The following is a 13,285-nucleotide window of genomic DNA, read 5'->3' on the forward strand; positions in this document are numbered from 1 at the left end:
ACAAGAAGTAATTCAGAATTATATGTCATCAAACAAGAAATACTGGAAAAGTGTTGAAGAGCTAAACGAAAACAGCTCTATTGTTGAGACGCTACAACAGAATGAATTTGTGGAAGCAATTCCAACAGATGAGTTTTTAGGTGATAAAGAAGCGTTAGAGTCTTCATCAACATCGCGTCGTGATTTCTTAAAGTACGTTGGATTTAGTACAGCTGCTGCTTCATTAGCAGCTTGTGAAGGTCCGGTAATTAAGTCAATTCCTTACGTAGTGCAACCAACGGAAATTGTTCCTGGTGTAGCAAATTACTATGCAACAACTATTGCAAACGGATTTGATTTTGCTAGTGTTTTAGTAAAAACAAGAGAAGGACGACCAATAAAAATAGAAAATAATACAGATGCTGCAACTAATGGTATTGCAAATGCCAGAGTTCATGCTTCAGTTTTAGGAATGTACGATAACCTAAGGGTTAAGGCACCTATGAAAGGTGGTGCTAAGATTTCTTGGGATACTTTCATGTCTGAAACAACTTCAAAATTAAATGGATTAAGTGATGATAAGCAAATTGTGCTGCTAACAACATCGTTGCCAAGTCCATCAACAAATCAATTAATAGCAGATTTTGCTTCAAAATACGGTAATGTAAGACATGTTGCTTACGATGCTGTTTCAGAATCAGCAACTTTAGATGCTTACCAAGCTAAGTATGGAACAAGAGGAATGGCTAATTACGATTTCTCTAAAGCAATGACTATTGTTTCTATCGGTGCAGATTTCTTAGGAGATTGGCAAGGAGGAGGTTTTGAGTCGGCTTACGCTAAAAAACGTGTGCCAGATCACGGTAAGATGTCAAGGCATATTCAGTTTGAGTCTAATATGTCGCTTTCTGGAGCTAATGCAGATAAGCGTGTGCCATTAACACCAAGTGAGCAAAAATTAGCCTTAGCAAAATTATATAGTTATGTAACTGGTGTTGCAATTCCTGGGACATTATCAGAAAATTTAGATGCAGCTGTAAAAGCAGCCGCAAAAGAACTAAGCTTGGCTGGTAGTAATGGAGTTGTTGTAACTGGTATTCAAGATGTTAATGCGCAGACTACAGTATTAGAGATTAACGAGCATTTAAGAAGTAAAGCTTTTGATCCTAAAACAACTATAAAAACTAGACAAGGAAGTAATAAGGCGGTAACGCAATTGGTTGCTGACATGAAAGCAGGTAAGGTTGGAGCTATTATTATGAATGGTGTTAATCCAATATATTCGTTACCAAATGCTTCAGATTTTAAAGTAGGTTTAGAAAAAGTTGATTTATCTGTTGCATTCTCAATGAAACAAGATGAAACTTCTACGGAATGCCAATATATCGCAGCTGCACCACACGACTTAGAGTCTTGGGGAGATTTTGAAATTAAGTCTGGTCATTTTTCAATGATGCAGCCTACTATTCGTCCTTTATTTGATACTAAGCAATTTCAAGAAGTACTGATGAGCTGGACAGGCAAATCAGGTTCTTACAGAGATTTTATAAAGTCATATTGGACTAGTAATATATTAGGAGGAGCTTCTTTTAATAAAGCTGTTCAAGATGGTGTTTTTGTTATTGGTAAATCTAACGGTAATGGAGGTGCTACTACAATAGAGACTTCTACAACAGAACTAAAAGATAAAAAAGATAGAACATTTGTTGGTGGAATCATTCATGATGTAGCCGTAGGTGTTGGTATCAAAGATGAGGATAAAGATGAGTACGTTACAACGACAACTTCATCTACTGTAAATGGTGATAGTGCTGATGTAGCTGGTGTTTTAACTGGTGGTACAGCTGCTAGAGCTTTAGCAAGTTCAGCTAAATCAGAAGGTATGGAGCTTACGCTTTATACTAAGACAGGTATGGGTGATGGTCAGCAAGCTAATAATCCTTGGTTGCAAGAATTTCCAGATCCTATTACTAGAACCACTTGGGATAACTACTTAACAATTTCTCAGGCAGATGCTGATAAATTTGAGTTAAAAAACTGGAATGTTGCTAATGGCGGATTAAATGGTAGCTACGCTAATGTTACTGTTAATGGTGTAACTATTGAAAATGTACCAGTAATTATACAACCAGGTCAGGCAAAAGGTTCTGTTGGTCTAGCATTTGGATATGGAAGAACATCTAATGCACTTAAAGAAGAAATGAAAACTGGTGTTAATGCTTATCCATTATACCAGAACTTCAATGCTGTACAGAATGTATCTATTACCAAAGCTTCAGGTGAACATGAGTTTGCTTGTGTGCAGTTGCACAACACTTTAATGGGACGTGGAGACATCATTAAAGAAACAAGTTTAGAAATTTTTAATACATATAAACCAGACGATCATAAACACGGTTGGAACAAGGTGCCACAAGTATCTTTAAACCACGTAGAGACTCCTGTAACTTCACCAGATGTTGACTTATGGGATGAATTTGATCGTTCAGTTGGTCATCACTTTAATTTATCAATCGACTTAAATGCCTGTACAGGTTGTGGAGCATGTGTTATTGCATGTCATGCAGAAAATAATGTACCAGTTGTTGGTAAATCAGAAATGAGACGTAGTAGAGATATGCACTGGTTGCGTATTGATCGCTATTATTCTTCTGAAGACTCATTTGAAAGTGATAACAAAAAGAAAGAAAATATTTCTGGTTTAGGTAGCTCATTGAGCGAATTTGGCGAAATGGAAAGTCCTGCGGATAATCCACAAGTTGCTTTCCAACCAGTAATGTGTCAGCACTGTAACCATGCACCTTGTGAAACGGTTTGTCCTGTTGCAGCAACAGCTCATGGTCGTCAAGGTCAAAACCACATGGCTTACAACCGTTGTGTAGGTACGAGATACTGTGCTAACAACTGTCCTTATAAAGTACGTCGATTTAATTGGTTCTTGTACAACAAGAATGATGAGTTTGATTATTATATGAATGACGATTTAGGACGTATGGTATTAAATCCAGATGTTACTGTTCGTTCTCGTGGAGTTATGGAGAAATGTTCTATGTGTATTCAAAAAACACAAAAAACAATCCTTGATGCTAAGCGTGATGGACGTGAAGTTAAAGATGGAGAATTCCAGACAGCATGTTCTGCAGCATGTGGAAATGGTGCAATGGTATTTGGAGATGTTAATGACAAAGACAGTAAGATTGCAGAATTAAAAGAAGATGATCGTATGTATCACTTATTAGAGCACGTTGGTACAAAGCCAAATGTAATCTATCAGACAAAAGTGAGAAATACACCAAAAGCATAATAAATTAAAGAAACAAGTATATAATTATGGCGTCTCATTACGAAGCACCTATTAGAAGACCTTTAGTAACTGGCGAAAAGTCATATCATGACGTTACAGTAGATGTAGCAAGACCAGTAGAAGGCAAAGCAAACAAAGCTTGGTGGATTGTTTTCAGCATTGCTTTGGTAGCATTCCTTTGGGGAATAGGTTGTATTATTTATACCATTTCAACTGGTATTGGAGTTTGGGGTCTTAATAAGACTGTAAACTGGGCTTGGGATATTACTAACTTCGTTTGGTGGGTTGGTATTGGTCACGCAGGAACACTGATTTCTGCAGTACTTTTACTATTCCGTCAAAAATGGAGAATGGCAATTAACCGTTCTGCTGAAGCAATGACAATTTTCTCGGTTGTTCAGGCAGGTTTATTCCCAATTATTCACATGGGTCGTCCATGGTTGGCTTATTGGGTATTGCCTATTCCAAACCAATTTGGTTCATTATGGGTGAACTTTAACTCGCCATTACTTTGGGATGTATTTGCAATTTCTACGTATTTATCGGTATCATTAGTATTCTGGTGGACAGGTTTATTGCCGGATTTTGCAATGATTAGAGATAGAGCTGTTAGACCATTTCAAAAGAAGATTTATTCTCTTATTAGTTTTGGTTGGTCTGGTAGAGCAAAAGATTGGCAACGTTTTGAAGAAGTATCATTGGTACTTGCTGGTTTAGCAACACCTCTTGTACTTTCTGTACATACTATTGTATCGTTTGACTTCGCAACATCGGTAATTCCAGGTTGGCATACCACAATTTTCCCGCCTTACTTCGTTGCAGGTGCAATTTTCTCTGGTTTTGCAATGGTAAACACGCTTCTTATTATTATGAGAAAAGTGTGTAACCTAGAAGATTATATTACCGTACAGCACATCGAATTAATGAACATAGTCATTATGATTACAGGTTCTATTGTTGGTGTGGCATACATCACAGAGTTGTTTATTGCTTGGTATTCTGGTGTAGAATACGAACAATATGCATTCTTAAACAGAGCAACAGGACCTTACTGGTGGGCATATTGGGCAATGATGACTTGTAACGTATTCTCTCCACAGTTTATGTGGTTTAAGAAACTTAGAACAAGTATTATGTTCTCATTCTTTATTTCAATTGTGGTAAACATTGGTATGTGGTTTGAGCGTTTTGTAATTATCGTAACATCATTACATAGAGATTACTTACCATCTTCATGGACAATGTTCTCTCCAACTTTTGTAGATATAGGAATTTTCATCGGAACAATTGGATTCTTCTTCGTGTTATTCTTATTGTACTCACGTACATTCCCTGTAATTGCACAAGCAGAGGTTAAGACAATTTTAAAATCGTCTGGTGAGCGTTACAAAAAAATCAGAGAAAGAGGAGATAGCTTAGTTGGTACTGGAGCAGATGCTAGAACATCTAATAGTATAGCAGTTGGTACAACAGCACCTAAAGTGATAGATTCAGGAGATAACTCTGAAAAAGTAAGTCATCTTTTAAGTACTATTGGTTCTTTTGATGCATCTACACAAACAGCTGATGACTTAAAGAAAATTAGTGGTGTAGGACCAAAAATGGAAGAAGTATTAAATAGCATAGGTATTTATACTTTCTTACAAGTAAGTAAGATGACAAAAACAGAATATGACTTGTTAGATTCAATTACAGGTTCTTTCCCTGGAAGAGCTGAAAGAGATGATTGGGCAGGACAAGCAAAAACATTATTAAACAATTAATATAGTCTATGGAAGCTTCAAAAGTAATTCATGCTATTTATACAGATGATGATGTATTAATGTCAGCCGTTAAAAAGGTTAAGGCAGAGAAACATCACATTGAAGAAATATATACGCCTTTTCCTGTTCATGGACTAGACAAGGCAATGGGCTTAGCACCTACGCGTATTGCAATAACATCATTTATGTATGGTTGTGTTGGCCTTACGGTTGCTATTGTTATGATGAATTTTATAATGATTAAAGATTGGCCACAAGATATAGGTGGTAAACCAAGTTTTAGTTATTTAGAAAATATGCCGGCTTTTGTACCTATTATGTTTGAGCTCACCGTATTTTTTGCTGCTCACTTAATGGTAATTACATTTTATTTAAGAAGTAGAATGTGGCCTTTTAAGAAAGCTGAAAACCCAGACCCAAGAACAACAGATGACCATTTTTTAATGGAAATAGCAGTACATGGTAATGAACGTGAATTGACTTCATTATTACAAGAGACTGGAGCTGTTGAAATAAATATTGTAGATAAAGATGAAGATGCACATTAATATGAAGACATCCTTAAAATATATCGTAGTATTAGTAATGTTGGTAAGTTTTGTGTCTTGTAAAAAGAACTCAAGACCTAATTATCAATATATGCCTAACATGTATGAATCAGTTGGGTATGAGACTTATCAAGAATCTGATGCATTTGCAAATGGAGTAGAAGCGCAATTGCCAGCAGAAGGTACAATCCCTAGAGGAGATTTTATGCCATACGAGATTGATAATACCAATGAAGGTTATGAGTTTGCCAAGGCTAATTTACAAAGCCCATTAGATTCTACACAAGTAGATCATGCAGTTGGTGGACCATTATATACCATTTATTGTGGTATTTGCCATGGTGTAAAAGGTGACGGTCAAGGGAAATTAGTACAGCGCGAAAAAATACTTGGTGTACCTAGCTATGACGATGCTGGTAGAGCAATTACAGCAGGTAGTATTTATCATGTTATTTATTATGGTAGAAATACTATGGGTTCTTATGCTAACCAATTAAATGAAAATGAGCGTTGGCAAGTTGTTGCTTATGTTGAAAAGCTAAAAGCAGATTTAGAAAAATAAGATTTAGATAAAGATTATATAATGGAATATAAAATTTCAAATCGATTAAGAATGGGCGCAATAATCATGATAGTTTTAGGACTATTAGGTGTTGTGTATGGCTTCATGGATGCTAAAAGTGTTACTGCAGATAATATTTCTGAAATTATAGCAGCAGAACATCATGGACATGGTGATGCCCATGCTACTGAAGCTCATGGTGATGAGCATGCAGAAGAAGCCCACGGTGAATCTCATGGTGAATCTGCATCACATGTTGAAGAAAGTCATGGTAATGATGCTCATGGCGGAATGACAGAACATGAAGAGCACGCGTTACACCAAATACATAACAGACCTTATTCGGCACTTTATGTTGCAGCGTTCTTTTTCTTTATGATAGCCTTAGGTGTGTTGGCATTTTATGCTATTCAATATGCTGCACAAGCAGGTTGGTCACCAGTACTGTTTAGAGTTATGGAAGGTATTACATCTTATGTATTACCTGGAGGTTTAATTGTTTTGGCAATAGCATTTTTTGCTAAAGATCATATATTCATTTGGATGAATGAAGAGGTTGTAGCCAATGATAAATTAATACAAGGTAAATCTGGTTGGTTAAACTTTGGTTGGTTCTTTGTAAGAGGTTTAATTTTCTTAGGTGGTTGGTCATTATACAGACACTTCTCTAGAAAATTCTCTATTGCTCAAGATAATGCAGACGATAACAGAAACTTTAAAAAGAACTTTAGAATTTCAGCAGCATTCTTAGTATTCTATATTTACACAGAATCAATGATGTCTTGGGATTGGATAATGAGTGTTGACCCACACTGGTTTAGTACATTGTTCGGATGGTATGTGTTTGCAAGTATGTTTGTAAGTGGTATTACTGTTATTGCAATGGTAACTATTTACTTAAAATCTAAAGGTTTATTAGAGTTTGTAAATGATAGTCATATACACGATTTAGCTAAATTTATGTTTGGTATTAGTATTTTCTGGACGTATTTGTGGTTCTCACAATTTATGTTGATTTGGTATTCTAATATACCAGAGGAGGTAACTTATTTTGTAACACGTATTGAAGATTATAAATTACCGTTTTTTGGAATGTTAGCTATGAATTTCATATTCCCACTATTATTATTAATGAACAGTGATTACAAGCGTATCAACTGGTTTGTGATAATGGCTGGTATTGTTATCCTTTGCGGACACTATATTGATGTATTCAATATGATAATGCCTGCTACAGTAGGTCCAAGATGGTTTATTGGTGTACCAGAAATAGGTTCAATATTATTATTTGGTGGACTATTCTTATTTATTGTCTTCACGGCTTTAGGAAAAGCACCATTGCTTGCTAAGCGAAACCCATTTATGAAGGAAAGTGAACATTTCCATTATTAATTATTAAAAAAGAACAGAAACGATAATGACTGCTTTATTAACGATTATAATTGTACTCTTTGTAGCTGTTGCCATATGGCAATTGATAAAGATTTTTGATTTAGCTCAAGTTGGTTCAACTAGCTCTCCAGTAGCTGATGACAAAGACAATAAGCTAAATGGTTACTTAATGATGGGCTTCTTAGCATTCATCTATATCATTACCATTTTAAGTTTTTGGTATTTAGGTGATCTGCCATTAATGTCTAACGCAGCTTCAGAACATGGACCTGGTTTAGATAACTTAATGGTTATTTCAATGGTTATCATATTTATAGTGCAAACTATAACGCAATTTTTATTACACTATTTTGCTTTTAAATATAGAGGAGAAAAGGGTAAAAAAGCGTTGTTTTATGCAGACAATAATACACTAGAATTCATTTGGACTATTATTCCTGTTATAGTTTTAGCAGGTTTAATTATCTATGGTTTGTTTACCTGGAATGATATAATGAATATAGACGAAGATGAAGATCCCTTAGTAGTAGAATTATATGCGCAACAATTCAACTGGAAAGCTAGATATGGTGGTGCAGATAATGTTTTAGGTAAGGCTAACGTTAGGTTAATAGATTTAGACAGAGCTAACATATTAGGTGTTGATGAAGATGACCCTAATGCTCAAGATGATGTTATTGTAACCGAATTGCATTTACCAGTTGGTAAACCAGTATTGTTCAAAATGCGTTCGCAAGATGTATTGCACTCTGCCTACATGCCACACTTTAGAGCTCAAATGAACTGTGTTCCAGGTATGGTGACTCAGTTTGGTTTTACACCAACAGTTACAACAGAAGAAATGCGTCAGAATCCTGATATTATTGATAAAGTTCAAAATATTAATAATCTTAGAAAAGAAAGACAAGCAGAAATTGAAGAAGCTGGGCAAGAATTAACTTATGAGTTTGATTACCTTTTGCTTTGTAATAAAATCTGTGGAAAATCGCACTACAATATGCAAATGAAGATTATTGTAGAAACTCAAGAAGAGTTTGATGCTTGGATGAAAGAGCAAAAAACTTTTGCTAATTCATTAAACTAAAATTAAAAATCATTTTAAGAAATAGATAAAGAGATTATGTCAGCAACAGTAGATACACACGGTCACGACGATCACGACGTACATCATCACAAAGAAACTTTTGTAACTAAATATATATTTAGTCAAGATCATAAAATGATTGCGAAGCAGTACCTTATAACAGGTACCATAATGGGAGTTATTGGTGTTTTAATGTCAATTATGTTCCGTATGCAAATTGCTTGGCCAGAAAAACCAAACCTTTTATTTGAGGCATTATTAGGAAAATGGGCACCAGATGGTGTTATGGATGCTGATATATACTTGGCACTTGTAACTATACATGGTACTATCATGGTATTCTTTGTATTAACAGCTGGTTTGAGTGGTACATTTAGTAACTTATTAATTCCTTTACAGATAGGTGCACGAGATATGGCATCAGGATTCCTTAACATGGTATCTTATTGGTTATTCTTCTTATCTAGTGTAATAATGGTTATCTCATTATTCGTAGAAGCAGGACCAGCAGCTGCAGGTTGGACAATTTATCCTCCACTATCAGCATTGCCAATGGCTCAAGGAGGTTCTGGAATGGGTATGACCTTGTGGTTGGTGTCAATGGCAATTTTCATTGCATCATCTTTACTTGGTTCATTAAATTATGTTGTAACTGTAATAAATTTACGTACAAAAGGTATGTCAATGACAAGATTGCCACTTACAATATGGGCATTCTTTATTACAGCTGTAATTGGAATTATTTCATTCCCAGTATTATTATCTGCAGCATTATTATTAATAATGGATAGAAGTTTTGGTACTTCATTCTTCTTATCAGATATATTTATACAAGGTGAAGTGTTACACTATCAAGGTGGTTCGCCAGTATTATTTGAACACTTATTCTGGTTCTTAGGTCACCCAGAGGTATATATTGTAATACTTCCAGCAATGGGTCTAGTTTCAGAAATTATGGCATCAAATTCTCGTAAGCCTATATTTGGTTATAGAGCTATGATTATGTCTATTTTGGCTATTGCTTTCTTATCAACGATAGTTTGGGGTCATCATATGTTTATTTCTGGTATGAATCCTTTCTTAGGATCTGTATTTACATTTACAACATTATTGATTGCAATTCCATCTGCGGTAAAAGCCTTTAACTGGATAACAACCATTTGGAAAGGAAATCTTCAAATGAATCCAGCCATGTTGTTCTCAATAGGATTTGTTTCTACATTTATTACAGGAGGATTAACAGGAATTATTCTTGGTGACAGTGCCTTAGATATTAATGTACATGATACGTATTTTGTAGTTGCTCACTTCCATTTAGTAATGGGTATTTCTGCATTATATGGAATGTTTGCTGGTATTTACCATTGGTTCCCAAAGATGTTTGGTCGTATGCTAAATAAAAACTTAGGATATTTACACTTTTGGGTAACAGCTATTTGTGCTTATGGTGTATTCTTCCCAATGCACTTTATAGGTATGGCAGGTTTACCAAGACGTTACTATACAAACTCTAATTTCCCATTATTTGATGATACTGCAAATGCAAATGTTATTATTACAATGTTTGCAATAGTTGGTGGTATTTTCCAATTGGTGTACTTATGGAATTTCTTCTATTCAATTTTCTATGGAAAGAAAACAGAACAAAACCCATGGAAATCTACAACATTAGAATGGACAGCACCAGTAAAGCATATTCATGGAAACTGGGAAGGTGAAATTCCTCATGTTTACCGTTGGCCTTATGATTATAGTAAGCCAGGTCATGATGTGGACTTTGTACCTCAAAACGTGCCATTATATGATGGTGAAGAGGAATTACAACATTAATTCTAAAAAAAAATGATCTCATAATTGAGACTCACAATATCAAAAGCCTTTCTGTTTTCAGAAAGGCTTTTTCGTTATATTTGTTTTAAGTTGAATTTATTTCGACTTTAAAAACTATTTGTCATTCTGAACTTGTTTCAGAATCTTTATTATTTAATAATATTCCTGCCTATGCAGGAGATGCTATGAACGAAAACCTAAATCCATCTAACGATAATTTTAGTCCAGAAGAGCTTGATGTAGAAAGAAAGTTAAGACCCTTAACGTTTGAAGACTTCACAGGTCAAGATCAAGTATTGGAGAATTTACTAGTATTTGTCCAAGCGGCAAATCTTAGAGAAGAAGCCCTTGACCACACATTGTTTCATGGACCTCCTGGATTAGGCAAAACGACCTTAGCACATATTTTGGCCAACGAATTGGATGTTGGTATTAAAGTAACTTCTGGACCAGTATTAGACAAGCCAGGAGACTTAGCAGGTTTATTAACTAACCTTGAGGATAGAGATGTTTTGTTTATAGATGAAATACATCGATTAAGCCCAATCGTAGAAGAGTATTTATACTCAGCTATGGAAGATTACAAGATTGATATTATGATAGAGTCTGGTCCAAATGCCAGAACCGTTCAAATCAATCTTAATCCTTTTACTTTAATTGGAGCTACAACACGCTCAGGTTTATTAACTGCACCTATGCGTGCACGTTTTGGTATTCAGAGCCGATTACAATACTATAAAACAGATTTACTAACGACTATTGTTCAGCGTAGTGCTTCAATTCTAAACGTTCCAATTTCTATGGAAGCTGCGATTGAAATCGCAGGTCGTAGTAGAGGCACACCTCGTATAGCCAATGCACTTTTAAGACGCGTAAGGGATTTTGCGCAAATAAAAGGTAATGGCAAAATTGACATAAAAATTGCCAAGTTTGCACTTGAAGCTCTAAATGTTGATGCTCACGGTTTGGACGAAATGGATAATAAAATCCTAACCACCATTATCGACAAGTTTAAAGGTGGACCTGTAGGTATTAGTACAATAGCAACAGCAGTAAGTGAAAGTACGGAAACGATAGAAGAAGTATATGAACCATTTCTGATTCAACAAGGTTTTATAATGCGTACTCCTCGTGGACGTGAAGTAACAGAACAAGCTTATAAACATTTAGGAAAAATAAAAGGACCAACGCAAGGAGGTCTGTTTTAGAAATTTTCTTAAACATCTAATTATGAGTATATAGTGGTCATTATTTAATAATAGATTAATAGAATTCTACTTTCTTTTCATCGGTTAAATTTACACCTTACATTAATTCAACTAATTTTTTGTGATTTGGTCTAAACGTCATTTACGTTGCTAGGTATCAATCTATATTTGATTAACCAAAAGTCTATCAATCATGAAAAATCTACTGTTAAAATCATTGTTATTTTTAACTGCTTTCTCACTTACATCTTGTTTTTCAGATAAAGATGATTATGAAGCTGTGTCTAGTAGCATTGTGTTAGAAAACCGTATCATTGAACTATATGGCTCTACATCTGAGTTAATCCTACCATTAGAAACAGATTATAATTCAATTCCTAGTGATATAAACAATCCAATTACTGAAGCCAAAGTAGAACTAGGTAAGTTACTATACCATGAAACGATGATTGCTACAAATTCAAACAAAACTGAAGGTATGTACACTTATTCTTGTGCAAGTTGCCATCATGTAGATGCAGGGTTTCAAAGCGGAATAAAACAAGGTATTGGAGAAGGAGGTTTAGGATTTGGTAGTTATGGTGAAGGTAGAATTAAAAATCAAATGTATGCAGAGGCTGAGTTAGATGTACAGCCTATAAGATCTCCAAGTGTTCTAAATGTAGCCTATCAAGATGTAATGCTATGGAATGGGCAATTTGGTGGTGTAGGAACAAATGAAGGTACGCAATCTGCATGGACTGTAGGAACACCAAAGGAAGTAAATAATTTGGGTTTTGAAGGTGTGGAAATTCAGGCCATAGCAGGTTTAGATGTCCATAGATTAGTTATAGATTCAGATGAAATTATTAATTCGTCTTACAAAGAACTCTTTGATAACGCTTTTCCTGAAACACCCGAAGCAGAACGCTATACAAAAATCAATGCTGGTTTAGCCATTGCAGCTTACGAACGCATTTTGTTACCAAACCAAGCTCCATTTCAAAAATGGCTAAATGGAGATGCTAACGCTATGAATAATGATGAAATAGCTGGAGCTCGTATTTTTTTCGAAAAGGGTAATTGTTATACATGTCATTCAGGGCCAGGACTTAATGGAATGAATTTTCATGCTTTAGGCATGAGAGATTTAGAAGGTCCTGAAGTACTAACTGTTGTAGATGAAGCTACAAAAAAAGGACGTGGCGGTTTTACAGGAAATCCTGATGATGACTATAAATTTAAAACACCACAGTTATATAATTTAAAAGGGCTTCAGTTTTTTGGACATGGCGGAACTTTTAATTCAGTTAAAGAAGTTATAGAATATAAGAACGAAGCGATTGCAGAAAACGCTGCTGTTCCTTCAACACAATTATCTCAATTTTTCGTACCATTAAATTTAACTGAAACTGAAATCAATCAGTTAACAGCATTTGTTGAAAGTGCCTTATATGATGATAATTTGCAACGTTATGTGCCAGAAAGTTTGCCTTCTGGAAACTGTTTCCCCAATGCAGATTATATGTCTTCTTCAGATTTAGGATGCAACTAGAGTTATAATATTTTAAAAGTTTAAAAACATTATTGTAGTTTAGTTCTTTAAACTAATAAAGTGACTAAGCATAAATATACC

At 35.0% G+C, this 13,285-nt stretch carries 9 protein-coding genes; all 9 read left to right on the forward strand.

All coding sequences use genetic code 11. The features are described from left to right. Positions 1-22: 22 nt before the first annotated feature. The 9 genes from ACFFGA_RS04535 (at position 23) to ACFFGA_RS04575 (ending at position 13,204) form a co-directional block, all read left to right on the forward strand. The gene (locus ACFFGA_RS04535) at positions 23-3,283 is read left to right on the forward strand and encodes a TAT-variant-translocated molybdopterin oxidoreductase (RefSeq protein WP_386060280.1); all 3,261 of its coding nucleotides are present in this window, start codon (positions 23-25) and stop codon (positions 3,281-3,283) included. A gap of 26 nt (positions 3,284-3,309) precedes the next feature. Next, positions 3,310-5,046: a helix-hairpin-helix domain-containing protein gene (locus ACFFGA_RS04540; protein ID WP_386060283.1), complete on the forward strand. Its 1,737-nt coding sequence runs from the start codon at positions 3,310-3,312 to the stop codon at positions 5,044-5,046. 8 nt (positions 5,047-5,054) lie between these two features. Beyond that, a complete protein-coding gene (locus tag ACFFGA_RS04545) occupies positions 5,055-5,594 on the forward strand; it encodes a DUF3341 domain-containing protein (RefSeq protein WP_386060286.1) in 540 nt (179 codons plus the stop codon). Position 5,595: 1 nt separating this feature from the next. Continuing rightward, complete coding sequence (locus tag ACFFGA_RS04550; protein WP_386060289.1) at positions 5,596-6,156, forward strand: c-type cytochrome; 561 nt, start codon at positions 5,596-5,598, stop codon at positions 6,154-6,156. 51 nt (positions 6,157-6,207) lie between these two features. After that, a complete protein-coding gene (locus tag ACFFGA_RS04555; protein ID WP_386060292.1) occupies positions 6,208-7,548 on the forward strand; it encodes a quinol:cytochrome C oxidoreductase in 1,341 nt (446 codons plus the stop codon). Positions 7,549-7,573: 25 nt separating this feature from the next. After that, positions 7,574-8,632 carry a cytochrome c oxidase subunit II gene (locus ACFFGA_RS04560; RefSeq protein ID WP_386060295.1) on the forward strand — a complete coding sequence of 353 codons (1,059 nt, stop codon included), beginning with the start codon at positions 7,574-7,576 and terminating at the stop codon, positions 8,630-8,632. A gap of 36 nt (positions 8,633-8,668) precedes the next feature. After that, positions 8,669-10,462 carry a cytochrome c oxidase subunit I gene (locus ACFFGA_RS04565; protein WP_386060297.1) on the forward strand — a complete coding sequence of 598 codons (1,794 nt, stop codon included), beginning with the start codon at positions 8,669-8,671 and terminating at the stop codon, positions 10,460-10,462. A gap of 185 nt (positions 10,463-10,647) precedes the next feature. After that, positions 10,648-11,670 (forward strand): Holliday junction branch migration DNA helicase RuvB, encoded by a 1,023-nt coding sequence (gene ruvB, locus ACFFGA_RS04570; RefSeq protein ID WP_386060300.1) that lies wholly within the window; start codon positions 10,648-10,650, stop codon positions 11,668-11,670. A 193-nt stretch (positions 11,671-11,863) separates the two neighbouring features. Next, positions 11,864-13,204, forward strand: a complete 1,341-nt coding sequence (locus ACFFGA_RS04575) for a cytochrome-c peroxidase (protein ID WP_386060303.1) — start codon at positions 11,864-11,866, stop codon at positions 13,202-13,204. Positions 13,205-13,285 lie beyond the last annotated feature (81 nt).

This window comes from Winogradskyella pulchriflava (assembly GCF_042434315.1).
Classification (GTDB): Bacteria; Bacteroidota; Bacteroidia; order Flavobacteriales; family Flavobacteriaceae; genus Winogradskyella; species Winogradskyella pulchriflava.

Coding starts and splice junctions, on each gene's coding strand:
- ACFFGA_RS04575 (WP_386060303.1), top strand. CDS start 11,864: ATGAAAAATCTACTGTTAAAATCATTGTTATTTTTAACTGCTTTCTCA.
- ACFFGA_RS04545 (WP_386060286.1), top strand. CDS start 5,055: ATGGAAGCTTCAAAAGTAATTCATGCTATTTATACAGATGATGATGTA.
- ACFFGA_RS04555 (WP_386060292.1), top strand. CDS start 6,208: ATGGGCGCAATAATCATGATAGTTTTAGGACTATTAGGTGTTGTGTAT.
- ACFFGA_RS04560 (WP_386060295.1), top strand. CDS start 7,574: ATGACTGCTTTATTAACGATTATAATTGTACTCTTTGTAGCTGTTGCC.
- ACFFGA_RS04535 (WP_386060280.1), top strand. CDS start 23: ATGTCATCAAACAAGAAATACTGGAAAAGTGTTGAAGAGCTAAACGAA.
- ACFFGA_RS04550 (WP_386060289.1), top strand. CDS start 5,596: ATGAAGACATCCTTAAAATATATCGTAGTATTAGTAATGTTGGTAAGT.
- ACFFGA_RS04565 (WP_386060297.1), top strand. CDS start 8,669: ATGTCAGCAACAGTAGATACACACGGTCACGACGATCACGACGTACAT.
- ACFFGA_RS04540 (WP_386060283.1), top strand. CDS start 3,310: ATGGCGTCTCATTACGAAGCACCTATTAGAAGACCTTTAGTAACTGGC.
- ruvB (WP_386060300.1), top strand. CDS start 10,648: ATGAACGAAAACCTAAATCCATCTAACGATAATTTTAGTCCAGAAGAG.